This window comes from Bacillus sp. Nf3, from assembly GCF_003028545.1.
GTDB classification, from domain to species: Bacteria; Bacillota; Bacilli; order Bacillales; family Bacillaceae; genus Bacillus; species Bacillus safensis.
Genome location: NZ_PYUA01000001.1, coordinates 811,062 through 833,307 on the forward strand (window position 1 = coordinate 811,062; position 22,246 = coordinate 833,307).

Annotated in this window: 20 protein-coding genes; 18 read left to right on the forward strand and 2 right to left on the reverse strand. The window is 40.7% G+C overall.

Going from position 1 to position 22,246, the window contains the following annotated elements:
• Nucleotides 1-23 precede the first annotated feature (23 nt).
• From essC to C9414_RS04060, 5 genes are all read left to right on the forward strand, one after another.
• Nucleotides 24-4,499: a type VII secretion protein EssC gene (gene essC, locus C9414_RS04040; protein WP_024425958.1), complete on the forward strand. Its 4,476-nt coding sequence runs from the start codon at nucleotides 24-26 to the stop codon at nucleotides 4,497-4,499.
• Nucleotides 4,496-7,393 carry a type VII secretion protein EsaA gene (esaA, locus tag C9414_RS04045; protein ID WP_107163113.1) on the forward strand — a complete coding sequence of 966 codons (2,898 nt, stop codon included), beginning with the start codon at nucleotides 4,496-4,498 and terminating at the stop codon, nucleotides 7,391-7,393. Before essC ends, esaA begins: the two co-directional genes overlap by 4 nt.
• A complete protein-coding gene (gene essA, locus C9414_RS04050; protein WP_107163114.1) occupies nucleotides 7,383-7,868 on the forward strand; it encodes a type VII secretion protein EssA in 486 nt (161 codons plus the stop codon). The genes esaA and essA overlap by 11 nt, the downstream gene beginning before the upstream one ends.
• 99 nt (nucleotides 7,869-7,967) lie before the next feature.
• A complete protein-coding gene (locus C9414_RS04055; protein ID WP_251181302.1) occupies nucleotides 7,968-8,711 on the forward strand; it encodes a (S)-benzoin forming benzil reductase in 744 nt (247 codons plus the stop codon).
• 299 nt (nucleotides 8,712-9,010) lie between these two features.
• Complete coding sequence (locus C9414_RS04060; protein WP_107163116.1) at nucleotides 9,011-9,544, forward strand: HD domain-containing protein; 534 nt, start codon at nucleotides 9,011-9,013, stop codon at nucleotides 9,542-9,544.
• On the opposite strand, the gene C9414_RS04065 is transcribed toward C9414_RS04060, so the two are convergent.
• Entirely contained in the window at nucleotides 9,541-11,028 is a 1,488-nt protein-coding gene (locus tag C9414_RS04065; protein ID WP_258182565.1) for an esterase/lipase family protein, read from the reverse strand. The two genes, C9414_RS04060 and C9414_RS04065, sit on opposite strands and share 4 nt — an antisense overlap.
• A 176-nt stretch (nucleotides 11,029-11,204) precedes the next feature.
• Here C9414_RS04065 and C9414_RS04070 point away from each other — a divergent pair, with 176 nt between their 5' ends.
• From C9414_RS04070 to C9414_RS04110, 9 genes are all read left to right on the forward strand, one after another.
• On the forward strand, nucleotides 11,205-11,441 hold the full coding sequence (locus C9414_RS04070) for a YuzF family protein (protein WP_024423334.1): 237 nt from the start codon (nucleotides 11,205-11,207) through the stop codon (nucleotides 11,439-11,441).
• Between the two features lie 183 nt (nucleotides 11,442-11,624).
• Nucleotides 11,625-12,728, forward strand: coding sequence for an AI-2E family transporter (locus C9414_RS04075; RefSeq protein WP_039181146.1), 1,104 nt, complete (start codon nucleotides 11,625-11,627; stop codon nucleotides 12,726-12,728).
• Nucleotides 12,729-12,794: 66 nt separating this feature from the next.
• Nucleotides 12,795-13,016 carry a spore germination protein gene (locus C9414_RS04080; protein WP_003213446.1) on the forward strand — a complete coding sequence of 74 codons (222 nt, stop codon included), beginning with the start codon at nucleotides 12,795-12,797 and terminating at the stop codon, nucleotides 13,014-13,016.
• Nucleotides 13,017-13,114: 98 nt separating this feature from the next.
• Nucleotides 13,115-13,336 carry a spore germination protein gene (locus tag C9414_RS04085; protein ID WP_107163176.1) on the forward strand — a complete coding sequence of 74 codons (222 nt, stop codon included), beginning with the start codon at nucleotides 13,115-13,117 and terminating at the stop codon, nucleotides 13,334-13,336.
• 95 nt (nucleotides 13,337-13,431) lie between these two features.
• Nucleotides 13,432-13,680, forward strand: a complete 249-nt coding sequence (locus tag C9414_RS04090; RefSeq protein WP_058838084.1) for a YueH family protein — start codon at nucleotides 13,432-13,434, stop codon at nucleotides 13,678-13,680.
• A 27-nt stretch (nucleotides 13,681-13,707) separates the two neighbouring features.
• Nucleotides 13,708-14,115, forward strand: a complete 408-nt coding sequence (locus tag C9414_RS04095) for a YueI family protein (RefSeq protein WP_107163118.1) — start codon at nucleotides 13,708-13,710, stop codon at nucleotides 14,113-14,115.
• A gap of 60 nt (nucleotides 14,116-14,175) precedes the next feature.
• Entirely contained in the window at nucleotides 14,176-14,727 is a 552-nt protein-coding gene (locus C9414_RS04100) for a cysteine hydrolase family protein (RefSeq protein ID WP_024425949.1), read from the forward strand.
• Between the two features lie 17 nt (nucleotides 14,728-14,744).
• Complete coding sequence (locus C9414_RS04105; protein WP_024423327.1) at nucleotides 14,745-16,217, forward strand: nicotinate phosphoribosyltransferase; 1,473 nt, start codon at nucleotides 14,745-14,747, stop codon at nucleotides 16,215-16,217.
• A 137-nt stretch (nucleotides 16,218-16,354) separates the two neighbouring features.
• Entirely contained in the window at nucleotides 16,355-17,581 is a 1,227-nt protein-coding gene (locus tag C9414_RS04110; RefSeq protein ID WP_107163119.1) for an EAL and HDOD domain-containing protein, read from the forward strand.
• A 35-nt stretch (nucleotides 17,582-17,616) separates the two neighbouring features.
• Here the strand turns inward: C9414_RS04110 and C9414_RS04115 are convergent, their stop codons facing one another.
• Nucleotides 17,617-17,973 carry a YuzC family spore coat inner layer protein gene (locus C9414_RS04115; RefSeq protein ID WP_052773115.1) on the reverse strand — a complete coding sequence of 119 codons (357 nt, stop codon included), beginning with the start codon at nucleotides 17,971-17,973 and terminating at the stop codon, nucleotides 17,617-17,619.
• 505 nt (nucleotides 17,974-18,478) lie between these two features.
• On the opposite strand from C9414_RS04115, the gene degQ reads away from it, so the two are divergent.
• From degQ to C9414_RS04135, 4 genes are all read left to right on the forward strand, one after another.
• Nucleotides 18,479-18,619 (forward strand): degradation enzyme regulation protein DegQ, encoded by a 141-nt coding sequence (gene degQ, locus C9414_RS04120; RefSeq protein ID WP_003213123.1) that lies wholly within the window; start codon nucleotides 18,479-18,481, stop codon nucleotides 18,617-18,619.
• Between the two features lie 151 nt (nucleotides 18,620-18,770).
• Entirely contained in the window at nucleotides 18,771-19,685 is a 915-nt protein-coding gene (locus tag C9414_RS04125; protein WP_107163120.1) for a polyprenyl synthetase family protein, read from the forward strand.
• Entirely contained in the window at nucleotides 19,682-19,852 is a 171-nt protein-coding gene (gene comX, locus C9414_RS04130) for a competence pheromone ComX (protein ID WP_181286101.1), read from the forward strand. The genes C9414_RS04125 and comX overlap by 4 nt, the downstream gene beginning before the upstream one ends.
• A 47-nt stretch (nucleotides 19,853-19,899) precedes the next feature.
• Nucleotides 19,900-22,212, forward strand: a complete 2,313-nt coding sequence (locus tag C9414_RS04135; protein ID WP_107163122.1) for an ATP-binding protein — start codon at nucleotides 19,900-19,902, stop codon at nucleotides 22,210-22,212.
• The last annotated feature ends 34 nt before the right edge of the window (nucleotides 22,213-22,246 follow it).

The window sequence follows — 22,246 nt, forward strand, 5'->3', positions numbered from 1 at the left end:
TGTCCGATGAGGAGGTGGAGCGTTTGAGTCTTCTTTGGGTTTTTTATGAGGAGGATTATCAAACCGTCCGTTTAGATGAGCAGTTCAATCGAGAAGCTCTGATTGGACCTGAAATAGAGCATACGGTGACAATCCCTTCACTTTCATTTGATGAAGGGACAATTCGTTTATCTCCTGATGAACCGAATGATGGTTTTACTATTTATCAGGGGAATGAGAAGAAAGGCAAATTACTTCCACATGAACCATATCAGCTTGGTTCACTCACATTTATTTTAATGGATGCACATCATGATCAGCATATTTATTACCTAGGAAATAGAGTTGAGCTGTCTTTTTCACGTGAAGAGAAAGATGAGATTGATGTGTGGAAAGAACAAGCTCATTCCATGTTTCAAGATGCCAGCCAGTTCACTTTAGAGAAAATCGAAGGAACATGGTATGTCATGCCTCAGGACGAGACGATTTACGTGAACGGAAAAAAAATCCACGGTCCAGAGAAGGTTTATGCCGGAGATGAGCTGTTTTGGAACTTTCTGACGGTGACATTTATAGATGATGATTTATTACAGGTGACAGCTTACGAACCTTTTCAAACGCGTTTGGAAAAAACAAGACCTCCAAGCACAGAAACAAAACAAAAATACCCTTCATACAGACGTACACCGCGTTTGATTTATGATTTACCAGATGACCGGGTATCCTTTAGCTTTCCTTCGCAGGAGAGTGAAAATAACAGCAGAGGGCTTTGGCTTGTTGTCCTTCCGCCGCTTGTTATGCTCCTTGTGATGGGGATTGTCGCCCTTATCCAGCCGCGCGGAATCTTTATTGTCGTGTCGATGGCGATGTTTATCATGACGTTAATTACATCGTCCGTTCAATACTTTAAAGAAAAATCACAGCGCAAAAGACGAGAAGAGAAGCGGCAGCGAGTCTATTCTCTTTATTTAGAAAATAAGCGGAAAGAGCTGCAGGAGCTGTATGACCGCCAGCAATATATTTTGACGTATCATTATCCGTCATTTGAACAAATGAAGTATTTAACATCAGAAATCAGCGGCCGCATTTGGGAAAAGACGCTTGTAAGTGACGACTTCTTGCATCTGCGTCTTGGAACGGGCGCAGTCCCATCAAGCTATGAATTATCGATGAGCGGCGGCGATATGGCCAACCGGGATATTGATGACTTAATGGAACAAACGCAGCACATGCAAAAAGTATATCGTGAAGTGAAGAATGTCCCGATTACATTCGGCCTTGCGGATGGTCCAACAGGATTAATTGGGAAGCCTGCGATTGTGAAAAATGAGCTTCATCAGCTTGTCGGACAGCTTGCTTTCTCGCACAGCTATCACGATTTGAGATTTGTCTTTATCTTTCATGAGCAGGAGTATGAGAATTGGGAATGGATGAAATGGCTTCCGCACTTCCAGCTGCCTCATACATATGGCAAAGGGTTTATTTACAACGAACAAACACGTGATCAGCTGTTGTCCTCAATCTATGAAATTTTACGTGAGCGTGATTTAGAAGAAGAAAAAGAGAAGAAAATCTTTACGCCTCATTTTGTGTTCATCGTGACAAATCATGAGCTCATTGCCGAGCATGTGATTTTAGAATACTTAGAAGGCAGCCGGACAGATCTTGGTATTTCCATCATCTTTGCAGCAGAAACAAAGGAAAGTTTAGCTGAAAATATTTCGACGCTTGTCCGTTATATTAACGAAGAAGAAGGAGATATTCTCATTCAGCACAAGAAGGCAGTAAGAATTCCGTTTCAACTTGATACACATCAGCGCGGGGACAATGAACTGTTTGCCAGAACCCTGAGAACATTAGATCATCAAGTTGGTATGACCAATTCGATTCCTGAGACGGTCTCATTCCTTGATCTTTTCCATGCCAAACAGGTAGATGATATTGGCATTCGTGAAAAATGGCTGACTTCAGAAACGGCCAAATCATTATCAGTGCCAATCGGTTATAAAGGGAAAAACGACATTGTCGATCTGAACTTGCATGAAAAAGCACATGGCCCGCACGGACTATTGGCGGGAACAACGGGATCAGGGAAAAGTGAATTTTTACAGACGTATATTTTATCGCTCGCTGTACATTTTCACCCGCACGAAGTTGCTTTCCTGTTGATTGACTACAAAGGAGGCGGAATGGCGCAGCCGTTCCGAAATATTCCTCATTTACTTGGAACGATCACCAATATTGAAGGCAGCAAGAACTTTAGTGAAAGAGCGCTGGCCTCAATTAAAAGTGAATTGAAGAAAAGACAGCGGCTGTTTGATCAGTATCATGTGAATCACATCAATGATTATACGAAGCTCTATAAGGAGAAAAAGGCTGAGCAGGCAATGCCTCACCTGTTCTTAATCTCTGATGAGTTTGCTGAATTAAAAAGTGAAGAGCCAGACTTTATTAGGGAGCTTGTCAGTGCTGCACGTATCGGCCGAAGCCTCGGGGTCCATCTTATCTTAGCTACCCAAAAGCCAGGCGGGGTCATTGATGACCAGATTTGGAGTAACTCCCGTTTTAAGGTCGCGCTAAAAGTGCAAGATGCGTCAGACAGTAAGGAAATTTTGAAAAATAGTGATGCAGCGTCCATTACCGTTACAGGCCGCGGTTATTTACAAGTGGGCAACAATGAAATTTATGAATTGTTCCAATCAGCTTGGAGCGGTGCACCATATATGGAAGATGGCTACGGCTCAGAAGATGATATTGCCATTGTGACAGATACTGGTCTTATTCCGTTATCAGGAGTAAGCACAGAGCCAGCAGTGAAAAAAGAGACAGTGACGGAAATTTCTGCTGTTGTGGATGAAATTGAACGTATGCAGCAAGAGCTTGGAATTGAGAAGCTGCCAAGTCCATGGCTTCCGCCGCTTGAAGAGCGGATTCCAAAAACACGTTACGCGTCGAGTGAAGAGCATGTCTTCCATTTTGCGCTTGTCGATGAACCAGATCAGCAAAGCCAGCATCCACTTTCTTATCAAATGATGGAAGATGGGAACATTGGCATCTTTGGTTCCTCCGGCTACGGCAAATCACTTGCTGCTACAACACTATTGATGAGCTTTGCGGAGAGGTATTCACCTGAAGAATGGCACGCATATATTTATGATTTTGGAAACGGAACATTGCTTCCGTTAGCCAAACTGCCGCATACGGCGGATTATTTCTTAATGGATCAGATGAGAAAGATTCAAAAATCAATGAAGCGTCTGCGGGAAGAGGTTGAATATCGCAAGCGGTTATTCAGGCAGCAAGAAATGAGTCATATCAAAATGTACAATGCCTTAAATGAGAAAAAGCTTCCGTTCATTTTTATCGTGATTGATAACTTTGACATTGTCAAAGACGAAATGCATGATCTCGAATCTGAATTTATTCAACTGAGCCGTGACGGACAATCACTAGGTATATACTTCTTGATTACGGCGACCCGGGTAAATGCAGTGCGTCAATCGCTGATGAACAATCTGAAAACTAAGATTGTCCATTACTTAATGGATCAAGGAGAGGCGTACTCGATTATTGGCAGACCGAAATTCAGTTTAGAGCCGATCCCAGGACGAGTGATTATCAACAAAGAAGAGCTTTATTTTGCGCAAATGTTTCTGCCAGTTGAAGGAGAGAACGATCTCGAATTGTTTGAGCATCTGAAACAAGAGATACAGCTTCTTCATGACCGCTTTGAAGCAGCCGAAAAACCAAAGCCTGTGCCGATGCTTCCTGATAAGCTGACAGTTTGGGAGCTTGAGAGTCGTTTAGATGAACAAAAACCGCCTTATGACATTCCAGTCGGATTAGATGAGGAATCTGTGGCACCTGTTTATTTTGACTTGAAAAAGAATAAACATTGCCTCATCATCGGTCAAACGCAGCGCGGGAAAACAAATGTGACAAAGCTAATGCTTGATCAGCTTTTAGTGGCAAAGCCTGAAAAACTGGCTGTCTTTGATTCGATTGATCGAGGTCTATCCCATTATGCAAAAGAAGAGAACATTGATTACCTTGAAACAAAGGATGATATCACGGAATGGGCAGAAGAAATGGACCGCTTATTCAAGGTGCGGGAAGAGATGTATGTCGAAGCTGTACGCCGAGGGGAGACCGATCAGCTGTCATTTCCTCAAATTGTGCTTGTGATTGATGGCATTACGCGTTTTCAGCAGACGATCGATCCGCGTCTTCAAGATCAATTGGCTGATTTCATGAAGTCATATGCGCACTTAGGCTTCAGCCTGATTGCATCAGGGAATCATACCGAGTTCAGCAAGGGCTATGATGCACTCACAAACGAAATCAAACAAGTTCGTCATGCCATGTTACTCATGAAAAAATCAGAGCAAAACATCATACCGCTTCCGTATGCAAGACAAGAACCAGACATTCAGCCAGGCTTCGGCTATTTGGTTGAAAACGGGAAAGAGAAGAAAATCCAGGTTCCTTTATGTGCGGTAGAAAGGAAGAGTGTTCAATGACAGAGCAGCAAAAAAGCTCCATCAAAATCATATCCACCATGATATTAATTCTTGTGCTGCCGGTTTTATTTTTCCACCTGATTGGAGATGATCCGGCAAAACAGAAGAAGAATGCCACACGAAATATTGCGGTGGTCAATGAGGATATGGGGGCGAGTGAAAGTGAAAACACGGCTCGTTTCGGACAGGATGTTGTGGCAGCATTGTCAGAGCGTCCTGATTATACATGGACTGTAGTGAATCGCAGCGCGGCGGAAAATGGACTGAAAAACAGAAAGTATGACGCTGTCCTCTATATTCCGTCTGACTTCTCTAAAAATGTGCTGAGCTATGATAAAGACCATCCGGAAAAGGCATCCATTCAATTTTCGATTCAAGATCAGCTCAATGCAGTCAATAAAGAGAAAGTGCAAAGAGAGCTGGAAAATGCGCAAAAGAAAATGAATGAACAGATGTCAACGCTATACTGGAGTTTTGTATCACAGGAAATTGGCAATGTGAGAGAAGAGTTTGAGCATATTGTCGGCAAAGAAGTCGAATTCCAAAATACGATGTACAACTTCTATAAACCGAACTCGAACAAATTATCAGATGCCGTACAGCAGCAGAAGAAACAAATAGAAGAATTAAAAAATGCAATGGCCGATTCACAGAAACAATATAAAGACGGCTTGAGTACAACAGAAGAAGCAAAGAACCAGTTAAAGGACTTTGTGAAAGTAGTCGATCAATACCAGCAGTATCAAGACAAACAAAAGGATCTCTTGATCAAAGCGCAATCAACAAACCAAAAGCAAATCCAGCAAGGGCTCAAACAGCTCGCTGACATTCAAAATCAAAATGCCCGCAGCTTTAGTGATCAAATGGGCGGACTTAAAACAGACATCAACGGGGTACAAAGCCAGTTGAAAACAACTGACAGCGCCATCCAATCTGTTCAAAAGTCGAGAGAAGAGGCTATTCCTAAGCAATCAACGGGATTAACGGAACTTGTGAAGACGTCTCAGGAAGAACTGATTAAAAAGTATGAAGAGCGTTACTTAGAAGATTATCGAAATAAAATATCAGCCCTGCAGACAAAGCTATTAGCAAAAAGGCAAGAGTTAATGGACGAGCCGGAACCGCCAGTTGATTCTGATGATGACGGGCCATCAGACCAAGATAATGAAAATCCAGAAGAGATTGGGATTAACTTAGATGAAGAAACAAATGAACTCTCACAAATTTCAATAGAGATGAACGAACTTGCGGATCAATTAGGAGAACCGGAAACACCGCCTTCGACTGAAGATGGGGAACAAGGTGAAAGCGGTGAAAATCCTGCTCAGCCAGATACCAGCAGTAAGAATTCATCGCAGGATGACCTAAAAGCACTCTCAACTCGCTTAGATGAAGTGAAAAAGAAAATTCAAGAAAAAGCTGCTGCTCATAATGACGAATTGAAAGACAAAGTGAGTCAAATGAGTAAAGAGCTTGAGAGTCTGACGAAAAAAGTAGATAAACTTGAAAAGATGATTCTATCGTTACAAGATCGATATAATGTCATTCCAAATGAAATCAAAAATCAGGAATCATCCATTGTCAGCAAAGTAAAAGAGCTGAAGCGCAGAAATTCACCGATTAGTAATGTCTTTAGCGATAATCTTTTTGAGAAAAAATTCGAAACGAAATCAACAAGAACTAAAAAATTAATGGACTATTCAAATCAACTCTCTCAGCTAGAGCTGATGATCGCAAATGTCTATCAACCATCTAATAACTCTTCTCTTTATGACACAAAAGGAGAAGAAATCCAATCCATCCTCTCCATCAAAAAAGAAGAAACAGAAAACTGGGATAAGCTCAAAAACCAGATGCTGACATCAAACGATGATGTGTCTACTTTTATTGATGAGATGCAGAAGTTTTCAGATGGTTATGCTGAGTACATCACGACTCAGCAGGCAAGCATGGAACAGGAATTACAGACAATTTCTGAAAGTGCGGACAATGTAGCTGAGCAAATGGCTGATCAAGGAGATGCGGTATATACAGCAGACCTTGCAGGCAGTTCAATTGTTGTCAGTGCACAGGATTCAATTGGTCAGGAAGTGCTTCGTCTTTCTGAAAATATGAGTTCGTTAACCGACCGCCAAAAAGGGGTGGCGGATTATACGAATAACATTGAAGAGAGTGTCACAACAGTACAAGAAAAAGCAGATACGCTGAATGAAAACTGGAGCAAGAATGTCGACTCTACAAAACTTGTTCAGCAAGATTTAAAGGGTATTTTAGGAAATACATTAAGTGATCAAGGCAACAGCAACTATGTGTATAACCATTTAGCCAATCCGCTGAAAATCAGCGGCGATGTGCCGGAAGAAAAAACGCAGACTGTACCGCCGGTGGTCATTTTGGTCATTGTGATGATCAGCAGTTTGTTAATTGGCTTTTTCAGCTCGTATTATGCGTCAGCTCCGATGCTGGTCAAAGGTGCACTGTTTGGCATCTTGAATCTATTAGTTGGACTCATGATCAGTTTGTTTGGACTGAACATTTACAAACTTGCAGATGATCAAGCCATTCAATGGTCGATCTTCACCATTTTGTTATTGGTGGCGTGCTCTGCCTTTATTCGCACGGCCTTCCTTTTCGGTTCCATTGCCGGATGGATGGCAGCAACGGCGCTTATTTTCTTCTTTGTCGCACCATTAATTGATTTGGTGATGCCGAATTTCCACTTTACCAATCCAGTGACAGACGTGTACCTGTCGATCCAATATGGAAATGGAGACACCTTTGGAATGGGCGTCACAGGGTTAGTGATTTTAACTGTCCTTTTCATGGTCGTACCGCTTGTGAAAAAGCTATGGAAAGATAAAACAGAGGAACGTGATGTGACTCATGAAGCTTAATCTATTCGTGAAAGGGGCGGCACTCGCTGCCGTTTCCCTTTTTCTCCTCATCCCTGCCGCTTTTGCTGCTGGTGAAGATACGGATACGAATGTCAAGCCGAATGAATATCAGGAAAAGGAGCTCAATATTAACTCGAGTATATTGAGGGATCAAACGAAATATGAACAAAGTAAAACAACGTCAAAGGTCAAAACAGACATTCATTTTGCTGAACCGCCTAAAGCCCCGGGTGGATCTCTTTCTCCGCAGCTTTTCAGTGATCTAAAAGAGAACCCACCCAAAACACCAGCTCACATGATGAAAGAGATGAATATCTCTTTTAGTGATTCGGCTGTATCAGCACCTTCTGAGGATGAACATGAGAAGCAGACATCAGCACTGCTCCCGATTATCTTTGGTTTCTTGATAGCCCTTGGTCTCGTCGTGATAATTATCCTGATTCCAAAGGTGAATGCGAAGGCTGAAAAGAAATAGTCTGTCTCTTTTAAAAGAGGCAGGCTTTTCTTTATGCAGATTGCTTGATGTCCTACCGTTTCACTACGTAAAATAGTGATATCAAGGGAGGAGATTGTCATTCGAATTTCAATCGTTACAGGCGGATCAAAAGGTTTTGGCCTAGCACTTGTGAACAGGCTGCTTTCACGCGGAGATCTTGTGTACACAGCAGCAAGAAGTGCATCGCCGATATCCCATCCAAAGCTCACACATACTCAGGTCGATCTGACGGATGAAGAAGCAGCGGCCAAATGGCTTCAACATAGTCTCACGCCGCAAACTCTGGCAGATGCTGATGACATCTTATTCGTCAATAACGCAGGAATGGTTACACCTATCAAACGCGTTGGACAAGGCGGACAGGATACGCTTCATGAGCATTACAAGTTGAATCTTGTCATTCCTGTTTTGCTGAGCCATGTGTTTGCCAAACAGACTCAATCTTTTAACGGGAAGAAAACGATCGTTCATCTCTCTTCTGGAGCGGCGAAAAACCCATACAAAGGCTGGAGTGCGTATTGCAGTTCAAAGGCAGGACTCGATATGTTTATGAGGACTTTTCATGAGGAACAGCAGGACGAGGCGCATCCGATCAACACGTTTTCATTTTCACCTGGCACGATCGATACAGATATGCAGGGGGAAATTCGGAAGTCATCAAAACAAGACTTTGAACAAATAGACCGTTTTCAGCAATTATATGAAACAGGCACACTGAAGAGTCCAGATGAAGTCGCAGGTATTTTGCTCGATCTTTTAGGAGATGATCCAGCTGGCGGATGTGTCTACGATGCACGTGAGTATGTGAAAAAGCAGTCATAACGACTGCTGCAGCGTAAAGACAAACCCTTGCATTCGGTGTCAGGCCTGCGTGCTGGTGCTCACGAATGTCAAATTCGCTCCGCGCCAGTACTCGACCTTCCTAGACTTCAAGGGTTTTCATATCACGCTGAAAAGAAGAAAAAAAGCAGTCATAACGACTGCTTTTTTCGTATTGTACAAGCAAAAACAGCTTATTTGACATAAGCTGTTTTGGAGACTCATAGAAAATATAACAGAATATTTGAGTTTCTTTTCAGAATATGTTAGGATGCTAAAAATATAGATAAGGAGGGGTTTCCATGAGAAAGGTTACATTAATGGATGTTTACACCCATCCAGTCGCTCAAAAATATTTAAATCGTTCAGGTAAAGCCCATGCGATTGCTTGTGCTTATCACGCATTCAAACTGGCAGTGCAGGCTGGGATTAATCCAGATCTCGCTGTGAAAGCAGCCCTCTTGCATGACATCGGCCACTATGAATGGTATACAGCTCTCGGAGAATGGGATTACGAGACATATAGACGGAATGATATTCATGCTATAAAAGGCGCAGAGCGTGCTCACAAACTGCTCATACGCCTCGGTGAGGAACCAAAGGCAGCCAAAGATATTGCGCTTGCGATTCTGCTTCATACAGATTCATATTTGCCAGAGGGCGACCTTCATAAGGACACACTCCAGCAAATTGTTAAGAAAGCAGATGAAATGGATGAAGAGCCTGGCGGGCATCACCATTACAGACAAATAGACGAATCACTTGCAATGAAAAAAATCACGGAATTGGATCAGAAAGTGAAGCAGGCACTTCAGCCCATGAAACGCTCTGTTTAGTATGGAATGTCTCCATGAATATTTCCATGCTGATCGACATACAATGTGCGAATAACGGTACGGTTAAATGCTGATGTACCTGATGCAGTGAGTCCAGTGTAATGAACCGTGACAGAATAAGCACCCTCTTTTTTCAATTGAACAGCTGATGAAGCAGTTGTTTTGAGAGGATGATCTTTTTGGGCATCCTTAAAGTAATAGGTTTCTACTTTCTTGCTTAATCGTTTAATCAGACTGCTTGAATGGGTTGATGCATCATCCCCTGATTTCGCTGCCTCTGCTTTGATTTCTTCATTTAATGGTGAATCAAAGGATACGAGCAGCAAATAAGGAGTCATTTTTTCTGAATTTGATCGAATTGTCCATTTTCCAGGAACGGGTTTATTGATTTGCACATGGTGCGAAAATGCGCCTTCATATGGGAAAGATGCTTCCGATGTCTTCAGATTTGTTAAGACGTCTCCATTTGGGGCGATGATTTCCGGCTGCGCCTCATGCCTTTCATTTAACCACTGAATCGATAAGCCATTCGTTCCTTCCTCTACATAGAACGCTTCTGTTTTATCCTTTTCACTTTCTCCGCCTTTCACATAAACATCTGTATTCAGCTCAGTAGAGTTCGGGCTCTCTATATTTTCGTTTCCAGTGCTTGTGGCATTTGCCAGCAGCTGATGCTGGAACACAGGGAACATGCTTGTGCCGTTTTTAATGGAGTTGTGATCCCATTTCCCTGTTAAAATATTGTTTGCATATGATAGTCTTGTGCTGCTTACCGTGACGGCGCCATCGTTTGCACCAAAGCTCTTTAAATACATGCCGCCTAAATACAGCACCCCGCCAAATGTGCCCCATTCCGATCCCGAATAAGTGATGTATTTTTGAGGAAACTTCTCCAGCTTGTCGGTTTCACTTCGAAAAGCCGCCATGAGCCCTGTTTGCAAAGAATAGAGCGCATCGCTTTTTTGTCCAAGAATTTCCGCGAGCCAGCTTCCGCCCTTGCTATACGCTAAATCTGCCAGCGGCGTCCCGTAATGAGGGGAGCCAAGTGTGATGACCTTCTCTACATATGGATGGGCATTGTGATACACGAGTGCGGACTGTGTATCCACCCCGCCTTTACTATGACCAATCACAATGAGTTTTCGACCGAACACATCATAGATTTCTTTTAGCTTTTCTGCTAATAGTTTGCCATTCTTTTTCGTATCCTGATCTGGATACAAATCTATGAATGCGCTTTCGTATCCGTTCAGAACAGCTTGCTTTGCCATGTCGTTTCGGTCGAACCATGTGGAGGAGGAGCTGTTAATGCCGTGAACAAAAACAAGTGGCGGTTTTGACTCGTCTTTTTGAACTGGCGCTTCTCCTTTAAACCACTTCCCCGGTGTCCCAGGTTCATCTCCAATTGATCCTGCATACGCATAACTTGCAAAGGAAAAAAAGAGCATGACAGCAGCGAGACAGATGAGTTTTTTCAAGATCATTCACCTCTTCAAATGATTTAAGTTGTTGGCAACACCAATCTATTATACTTCCAAAAGATGTAAAATTATATAAAATGTCAAAATATGGCATTTATGTTGTAGGTTTGCCCTGAGTGACATTCACATGGGTGATTGCATACGCTGTGGGTAAATACACAAGTAAAGGGGCAGGTAGGATGGCACAACAAGGAAGTCCACAGCTTGTTTCATTAGTTGATCCATATGTTTATCAAACATTGCAGAAAGTAATCGGTATGAGATTAATTGTTCAAACAGTAAAAGATACGGTGCGTGGAAAATTGAAGGAAGTCATGCCGGATCATATTGTCATTGAGGCGGGGGCGAAATCAGTTTTTTATGTGCGGATCCAGCAAATTGTATCGGTGATGCCTGATCACAGTGAAAGAGTGTAACAAGCAGACGCAAAGGTGTCTGCTTTTTTCATGCTTACAGAATGTATATCTGGAAAAAGTGCATGATATACCAATTGTTCTTTTTTTTACAAAAAATAAGGTTCTAAAACAAGAAGCAGTTGACAGAAGGTGGGTTGAATAGTAGTTTTTTAATAAGATCAATACGTAACAGGAGGAGCATCTTTGTTAAAATCTAAAGTTCATTTCTGGACATTCCAAATATTACTTGTTTTACTCATTGTTTATGTATCAACAAAGGTTTCGTTTTTATTTCAGCCGATTATTTTATTTGCTTCAACCTTGTTTGTTCCCATCTTGCTGGCTGGAATTCTCTTTTTCATCTTTAATCCAATTGTTCGATTTTTGTCCAAGAAAATTCCTAGGACACTGGCTATCCTGATCATTTATCTTTTGTTCATCGGACTCATCACGTTCATTGTGAATGCTGCGGGACCGATTATTGTCACGCAGGTCGGTGGACTTGTCAAAAGCTTCCCTGGTTATGTGACGGATATGCAGAAATTTATGAATGACTTCTCGCATTCTAAAACATTTACTTGGATGATGAATCAAGATTATGTCTCCGTCTCGAAGTTTGAACAGACAATTGTTTCGACATTAAAAGATTTGCCGGAAAATATTGCTTCAAGTATGTCTGCTGTGTTTGGCGTGATTGCCAATATTGCTTTAGCTGTGATCACAGTTCCGTTCATTTTGTTTTATATGTTGAAAGACGGACATAAGTTTCCGGACAAGCTCGTTCAATTTTTGCCAATGCCTTACCGTAAAGAAGGATTGAAAATCTTTAAAGAATTAAACGATACGCTTGCGGCTTACATACAAGGGCAGATTGTCGTCTGTTTATTTGTTGGAGTGGCTTGTTTTATCGGGTACTTATTAATTGGTGTGAAATATGCGCTCATTCTCGGTATTATCATTGCGGTCACGAATGTGATTCCTTACCTTGGGCCATATCTTGGCGCGGCACCAGCTGTGCTTATTGCGTTTCTTGATTCGCCTGGAAAAGCTGTGGTGACAGTGATTGTGATTCTTGTCGTTCAGCAAGTTGATGGAAATGTCATTTCTCCATTGATTATTGGGAAACGCCTCAACACACATCCTTTGACCATTATCCTGCTATTAATTGGGGCAGGAAGCTTTGGCGGAATCCTTGGCATGATCTTTGCGGTCCCTGTCTATGCACTGCTTAAAGCCATCACCTTGAATATTGTCAGATTGGTTCAACTGCGTCAGCGATCTCGCAAAGAACAGCATTTAAACGTCTAGGGCAGATGCACAACTTTTCCCTTTTTGCATAAGATGATTGAGATAAGCAGATAGGGGGAGATTCTGATGCCTGCAATCGTTGGACCTATTCATATCGAGTCGTTAGGAGGAAACGGTGCAGCTACTTTCGGTGATGTCCTGGCCATTGCCCCTTTGGCTGTAGACCACTCTACTGGCGGTGCGGGAGCCTTTAATTCAGGCGATTATATGTCACTTACAAGTGATCCGAATGCGACGATGCTTTGGGACTTTACATTGTTTGGCCAGCCTCAATCATTTAACGCATAGAAAGACAGCTGATGATCACAGATCAGCTGTCTTTTTTATTTTTCATACACGTATTTTTAGGCTGGGCATATGATGAGGAAAGAAAAGGTGGTGGAAAGATGCCAGCGATTGTTGGGCCTATTCATATTGATCGTGTGTACGGAAATGGGGCAGCACATTTCGGTGATGTTTTTGCCATTTCGCCAAAAAGTGTCGATCACTCTGCCGGTGGTTCAGGGACTTATAATGCAGGAGATCTTGTCCAATTTTTTAACAGTCCAAATGTCACTTTTGTGTGGGATATAGACCTGATCAGCCAGCAAAAAAGCTTTAATGCGTAGCCAGCTTTGAAAGGGAATTCCTTTTCTGAAGCTGTCTTTTTTTATGGTACAATGGATATGGATGTAAGAAAAAAAAGAGGTGTGAACAGAGTCAAATGAAAATTAGAAAAGCACACATCACAAGCGGACAACCAAAGACCTACAATGTATATTTACATGAAAATAAAAAAGAATATAAAACGCTTGTTGCCGTACCTGACATTGAATGGAGTATTTCCATTGCGTATGAGGACGAAAAAGAGCAGCTCATCCATACGCTTGAACAATCCTTAATGGAAAGAGTAGAAACAGATGAAGCACGTGACCTCGCACTCAAGGTTGTGCACTGGGTCACAGAAATGTAAATTTAGAAACCAGGAGTGAAAACAGCGATGAAAGAAGAATCCGTAGACTTTTATTTGCAGCAAGGGATATTTGGACATGCTGAAACAAAACCTGATGAACGAAGAATGTTTCTCGGTTCATTAAGGGAACGAGCGCTTCTCGCCCTGACAAAGGGACAGGTATCAAGAAATAAACCGTATCATGAGGTCGAACAAATATTGAAGACCAATCGCCAGGCCACAGTTCTTTTAAATGGTGAATTGTCCTATGCTTCCTATTCTCAATATGTCAAAATGGCAAATGCCTCTGGATGTTCGTTTAAAGTGGTGAATCATCATGAAGCGCACTCTCCATTTGGTCTTGTCATAGAGATGCCAAGTGCGGTCAATCAAGAGCACATCTATCTAAAAGATGAGCTGTTTCAAAAAGCTTTTTCTCACGAATCTGTTGAATAGGTTTCCCTAGTGAAATGAATAAGCTATAATGATTCAAAAGAGCATATGGGAGAGATGCGGATGGGCAAAGCGTTGATTTGTATTGATTATACAGTTGATTTTGTTGCAGACGATGGAAAACTGACATGCGGAAAGCCTGGACAGGCGATTGAGTCTAAGATCACAGAGATCACTTCTTCATTTATTGATGAAGGCCACTTTGTCGTCTTTGCTGTCGATCATCATGAAGAAGAGGACCCTTATCATCCAGAGACAAAGTTATTTCCGCCCCATAATATTCGCGGAACAGAGGGTATTGAACTTTATGGACAACTAAGTTCACTATTTCACACGTCAAAACATTTAAAACATGTCTACTATATGGAAAAAACAAGATACTCTGCTTTTGCAGGCACTCAATTAGAAATGAAACTGCGCGAGCGCGGCATCACGGAACTTCACTTAGCCGGCGTATGTACCGATATTTGTGTACTTCATACAGCTGTTGATGCGTACAATAAAGGCTTTGAACTTGTGATTCACCAAAATGCTGTGGCGAGTTTTAATGAAGCGGGGCACGAGTGGGCACTATCTCACTTTGAGCAGTCGCTTGGTGCGAAAGTGGTTAAGTAAGGGAAGGAGAATGGAAGTTGGAGCATCGGTTTAATGACGACAGTTTATCACTACATACAGATCTTTATCAAATTAACATGGCAGAAACGTATTGGAGAGACGGCATACATGAGAAGAAGGCAGTCTTTGAACTCTTCTTTAGAAAGCTTCCATTTGACAATGGCTTCGCTGTATTTGCTGGCTTAGAGAAAGCGATTGAATATTTATCGGACTTTTCCTTCACTGAAAGCGATCTCGCGTATTTAAAAGATGAACTTGGTTATAAAAGCGATTTCATTGACTATTTAAGCGGATTGTCCTTTACAGGTACACTTCATTCAATGCGAGAAGGGGAAATTGTCTTTGCGAATGAACCGATTATGCGCATCGAGGCAACGCTTGTTGAAGCCCAGTTAATCGAAACAGCATTGCTTAATATCGTGAATTTCCAGACGCTGATTGCAACAAAAGCGGCTCGGATTAAAGGAATCATTGAAGATGAGACAGCATTAGAATTCGGAACAAGACGGGCACATGAAATGGATGCGGCGATGTGGGGAGCAAGAGCGGCACTCATCGGTGGCTTCCAGGCAACAAGTAATGTTCGTGCTGGGAAACGCTTTAACATCCCTGTATCAGGAACACATGCTCACGCACTTGTACAAGCATACCGCGATGAATATACAGCATTTAAAAAATATGCTGAAACACATACAGACTGTGTCTTTTTAGTCGATACGTATGATACTGTCAGATCAGGTATTCCGAATGCGATTAAGGTAGCGAAAGAATTTGGAGACAAAATCAACTTCATCGGTGTCAGACTTGATAGCGGGGACCTTGCATACTTGTCTAAAAAAGCTAGAACAATGCTGGATGAAGCAGGATTCCATGATGCAAAAGTCATTGCATCAAGCGATCTTGATGAACACACCATTATGAATTTAAAGGCACAGGGCGCCAAAATTGATGTGTGGGGTGTTGGGACAAAACTGATCACAGCATTCGATCAGCCAGCTCTCGGTGCAGTGTATAAGCTGGTGTCCATTGAAGAAAACGGTAAAATGAATGATACCATCAAAATTTCATCCAACCCAGAGAAAGTGACAACACCTGGCCGTAAACGGGTGTACCGCATTATCAATCAATTGAATCATCATTCTGAAGGTGACTACATTGCGCTTGAAGAGGAAGATGTTCATAGTGAGGATAAACTAAAAATGTTCCATCCCGTGCATACATTTATTAGTAAATTCGTGACAAACTTTGTGGCGAAAGATCTTCACGTACCGATTTTTGAACAAGGTAAACTTGTCTATGACAATCCAGATATTCAAACGATTCAAGCCTACGTGCAGGACAGTCTTGGACTCTTCTGGGAGGAATACAAACGAATCAGCAAACCAGAAGAATATCCAGTCGATTTGAGTCAAAAATGCTGGGATAATAAAATGCAGTTTATCCATGATGTGAAAAATAAAATCAAAAAAGAGCTTTATGAAAGCGAATGATTAGAAGAAAGGGAGATCATCAAGCCAGATGGTCTCTTTTTTTAATTTTGACCGATTGAAAATGAACTAAAAGCGCAATCATTTGGTATACTGAAAGCACATCTTGTTTGTCATGGCATAAAGGAGGATTGGAGCAGTTGAGGGTGTTTGTTGCGAGACAGCCTATTTTTAACAGAAAAGAACAAGTCGTATCATATGAGCTGCTTTATAGAGATAGTGAAACCAATACATATAGCGCTGAAGACGGTGATCAAGCGACAACGGACCTCATTATCAACAGTTTTCTAAATATCGGCATCGAAACACTGACAGAAGGAAAACGATGCTACATTAATTTCACCGAAAGCTTGCTTTCATCTGATCTGCTCACCTATTTTGATCCGCATCAGCTTGTGATCGAGATATTAGAAAATGTACCGATTACCCCGGCACTTATTATGAGATGTAAGCAGTTAAAAAAATGGGGATATACGATTGCACTCGATGATTTCTTCCTAAACGGAACACATTATAGTGACAAGCTGCTTGAGGAACTCCTCTATTGCATTGATATTTTAAAAATTGACTTTCTGAAAACAACAACGCAAGAACGAAGAGCTATTCTGAATACGTATAAAAAGTATCGCCTTCGATTTCTAGCAGAAAAAGTAGAAACGAGAAGAGAATATGAAGAAGCGCTAGAAGCGGGTTTCCACCTGTTTCAAGGGTATTTCTTTAGTGAGCCGCATGTGATATCAGGACGAGCATTATCGACCAGCTTCCATGCGTACCATCAGCTTTTAAATGAGTTAAGCAAGGACCAGCCGAATATCCAGACCGTGACCCATTTTATTGAAAGTGACCTTTCGCTATCATATCAATTATTAAAAATGCTGAATTCAGGCGGCATGAGACGTCTATATCAAATTAAGAGTATCCGGCAGGCGATTATCCTGCTTGGATTTAATGAAATTCGGCGCTGGATCTTTATCCTTTCATTTAAAGAACTGAATGTCCAAGCTAACTCAAGCCAAAAAGAAATTATCAAAATGTCATTCATTCGTGCCAAAACGTGTGAACTGATTGCTTATCGGACTGAACGAGAGCACCCTGCCTCTTATATGCTGACAGGCATGTTTTCTCTCATTGATACACTTGTCAGGGCAGATATCACAGAACTTGTGAAGGAGCTGCCGCTTTCTGATGAAGTTGGCGAGGCACTGCTTGGCTATGAAAATGATTATTCTTTTGTGCTAGGTGTGGCCAAACGTATTGAACGAAACGAATGGGATGATGAAATGTTTGATAGAAATCTCCCGAAACAGGAAGCCTATGGCTGTTATATAGAAGCCATTGAATGGTGCCATAAAATGTTTGAATCTTAAGAAAAGCCGCTCATGTGAGAGCGGCTTTTTCTTTGTCATGCCCACTGTAAAAGAAGGAAAAGTCTGCTGGAGGCAAGAGACAAGTAGATTCGAATGCCTTCTGGACTAAAGCGGATATCAATACCGCTTTTTACCCCGATTTGCTTCAGCATTCGGATGACACTTGTCGAATCAGATCGCTCAGCAGCCTCCATGATGCGCTGCGCAAACGGAAGAGAGCTGGAAATTTGCTGCGTGATGAGTGAAGCATCAGCAACGAGACGGGCTGATTCCTTTGCGGCTCGTTGAAATGAGTGGGCATCAACTGGAGGAAAAGTCATTGGCGTGCGCGGCGGGTATGCGTTGCTCATTGCGGGAACCTGCAAAGCAGGATAAGGTACATAGTAAAACACATGGTCACCTCTTCTCTCATTGGCGTGAAATTGGACGGATATCTGTTCTAAATGTATGTAGAAAATCAGAATAAAGAATCAAAATGATCTTTCTATCTTTGTAATTCCAGCATAAAAATAGGTACTTTTGCGGTCAATTTCGGTGAATGTCGCCAAAAAATTGCGGTGTCCACAATAGCGTCTGTCGTCTGACCTATGACACGCAAAACCGAAGATATAGAGGGGATCGTACGTTCTGTTGGGAGGGAAGTGTGACGAATGATGCCTATTCCTGTCGCAAAAATGACGCAATTCCTTTGAAATTGAGATAAAAGTATGATTTGAAAAGTCAGAAAATGATGAAAAAAGACCTATTGAATTTTGCGGTATCGCGCACACGTTTTGTGCATACTTTTCGGTGAAAAAATACTCAATTACATTTACACTGTTAGTAACAGATCAAATACTTATGACCCAATCACCATACACAAATACATTGATCTTCCAAAAAAGGAGAGTGGAATCGATGGAAAAGTATGAAATCGAAGAGCTTAAACAATTATTATGGAAACTTGAAAACGAAATCAGAGAAACAACGGCTTCTCTTCATAACATTAACAAAAGCATTGATCAATACGACAAATATGAATATGTGAAAATTTCTTAAAGACTTGATAATCATCAAGTCTTTTTTTTATCCAAATACATACAAAAAAAGGATATATTATTATATAATTGTTAAATAGCGATGTCAGTGGACATTTGCTCATGTCTTTTTAGTAAAATAAAAGACGAAAGGGTGAGGTACAAGATCGAGTATGCTAAACTATCTAGAGAATACAAAAATCAAGCAGAATATGTCTGATTTTATTCAACATGCAGTCAGGCAGAATGATTTACAAAAGCTGCTTCTAAAATTTACAGATAGAAAAAAAGAATTTCCTCTTGGTCAATTGGCTTACCAGCATTATGAGGCATTTGGCGGACAAGACAAGCAAGCGATTTCAAAACTGGCAGCAGGGATTGAACTTCTCATTTTATCTGCCGATATATTAGATGATATTGAAGATCAGGACAATGATTCGTATCCTTGGATGAACGTCGACCAAGGAGTGGCCATCAATGCATCTACGTATTTGTATACGGTGAGTATCCAATTCATCACATCAATATGTGAAAATAATTCTCAACTAATAGAGAAATTGTTCCATTTCATCAAAATGTCAATGGAAGGGCAGCACGAGGATTTGCGTCATTTGCATGGAACAGAAGAAGAGTGTGTAGAGGTTTTAAGGAGAAAATCAGGATCTTTAACAGCTCTTTCTAGCGTACTGGGTGTTTATTTAGCGACAGGAAAAATAAACGCCACTGTGGAATCTTATTCGATATATTATGGTGTTGCTGAACAGATCAGTAACGATTTTTTTGCGTTATTTTCAAAATCAAACGGAGATTTTCAAAAAAAACAAACGCTAGCATTCAGTTATCTACAAAGACGTTTTAACGATGCCAGTCAAGAGCTTCTTTCCTTCTTTTCTAACCGGCTGGATGAGTCAGAGCAAAAGCCGTTTCAACTGAAGCAGAAATTACTTGAAGCTGGTTTGACTCAGTACATGGTATCGATGAGAGAGATTATGCTGTTAAAAATGAAGCAAGGAATTGAACAACTTGATTTACCTAAAACGAAGAAGGAACAATTATATGCATTTATGACAAAGGAGGGCAATGGTTGAACATTCAAAATGTTATTGCATATTTAGTGAAAAATCCTGGTGTTGTGAATGAATTGGACTTAGGGAATGCAAGTTTAATTCACACAGATGAGCAAACCATGAAAGTAATCATTCAAGGCATTAAAAAAGGGCAAATGTCTGCAGATTATATATGGTACTATAAATGATACTATTCAAATGATTTAAAAGTTCTCCAGTTAAGGATGTTTTATACATGAAGATAACTTATACGAAACTATCTGCTTTTTTGGTTTTTCTGTCTTTTTTATTTGTGATCTATGTTTCATATATTTATGTATTTGATATTTTTAATGGAGCACGTGTAGCGGAGAACAAGAACGGTCAAGCAGAAGTTGTCAAAGTTGAATATCTTTCTTTAGCCTACACATCAGGATTAGAAGAAGGAGATATTATACTTAAAATCAATGGGGAACCTGCTAACAACAAAGATCATTTGATCAATGGTGAGCTTAGGAATGTGCAAAGAATTGATATTCAAAGAGGCAACCAAATGATCACCCTAAAAAATAAGACATTGATTGGTCAAGAAAGTTTATTTGTCTATTTAATTCCTCTTATCCTGTATTCAATTTGTTTATTTTGTATCTTCTTTATCATTCGAATAAACAAAGAGGCCCAACGAAAATCAGCATTTCTATTAGTTTTATTTTTATTAACGATTTGTATCGGATATCTTAGTGCAGGTACTTCAGGTATTGGTGAGAGATTTAGCCATTATGTGATCGTATTTTGTTTATCAAGTGTATTTATCTTTTATATTCATTTCATTTATCAATATTTCAAAGAGTTTGACCTGCATATAACGACTCAAAAAACGATTCGCTTTTTATATAGTCTACCTATAATTAATCTAGTTATAGAGTTATTGGTTCCGATTGATTCGGAGATAGCCAGATACATGCCAAGTTTAAATCTTTTATTCTTTTTCGCTTCTATTATCATGTCATTCAAAGTGATTATCAATGGAATGCGGAAATATAAAGAGACAGAGCAGGGGTCTGTTTTAAAGTTTTTTGTCATGATAAATATCATAGCATTTTGTCCATTTATCTTTTTATTTGCAATTCCATATGTTTTGTTTCGTATTTATGTCGTAGATCCCTTTTTCTTAACTTCTTTTGTCTTGCTCATTCCTTTTTCACTTGTGTATCAATTCATGACGAATAAACTTTACAATATGGATTTTTTGATTAGTAGACTGAAATACTATGGATTTCTTGCCATTACACCGACCATTTTTGTTGTTGTCACGTTTTATATTCTGCAAAAACCAGAAGATTTGAAGTACACACTGAAGCTTTCATTAATTACCTATACACTCATGCTGGCTGTTTTCTATTTCAAAGAAATTCTAGATTTCCGTTTTCGGCTGAAGCGTTTTTCAGAGAAGCATAATTACCAGGACAGCGTGTTTAAATTCACGCAGCTTATTCGTGAGGCGTCCTCACTTCATCAAGTGCTGTATCATTTGAAATACACCATTTTAGAAGTGCTTGTTGTGAATAAAGCCTTTGTGCTTGAGGTGAAGGCTGACGGACAAATTATTGAAATTGATGAGTCAACAAATGATAGTAAGCTATGGAAAGAATACGTGGATCAATTTCAAGATATTTTAGGTGAAGTTGGTAAAATCATCGAGCTTGATAAAGGGTTTATGATGAAAATTGGCGAGCGGGGCGGTCACTCGTTTATGATTTGTTGCTTATCCAATATACAGACACCGAAATTGACACGTGATGAGATTTCTTGGTTGAAAACATTGGCATTTTACACCAGTGTCAGTTTAGAAAATGTCGTCAAGATCGAAGAGTTGATGGAGCATCTTGACGATTTGAAACAGCGCGAGGCCAATCCTGCCTGGCTGAAGAAAATCATGTTTGCTATGGAAGAAAAGCAGCGTTCAGATTTAGCGAGAGATCTTCATGATTCCGTGCTGCAGGACTTGATATCACTAAAAAGGCAGTCGGAAATGTTTTTAACGAATTTCCAAAATAACCAATGCCCGACATCTATTGAAAATTCGCTTATCTCATGGAATGATCAAATGTCCAAAGTGATTCAAACGACGAGAGAAACGTGTCATGAGCTTCGGCCTCAGCTGCTGTATGATTTAGGTTTAGTAAAGGCGATATCGAAGCTGACTTCTCAAATTCAGGAGGAAGCACCGTTTCATATTAGGCTGAATACGACACGCTTTGATAAAGAATTGGACATTGATATTGATTCACAGCTGAATATTTACCGAATTGTTCAGGAGTTGTTATCCAACGCCCTGAAGCACTCTAAAGCCACTCAAGTGTTAGTGATGCTGATTTGTATTAAAGATCAGGTTGTTCTTCACTATGAGGATGATGGAGTCGGTTTTGATGCAAGTCATCTTGATCAGCACACAATGAGCATGGGGCTTTCGGGAATTAGAGAACGAGTCAAAGCATTAAATGGAAAGCTTCAAATTCACACAGCCCCGGGGAAAGGGCTTAAGGTGAAAATTGAAATGGAATTGTAACCATTTATTAAGGATTAAGACTTGGCATCAGCCA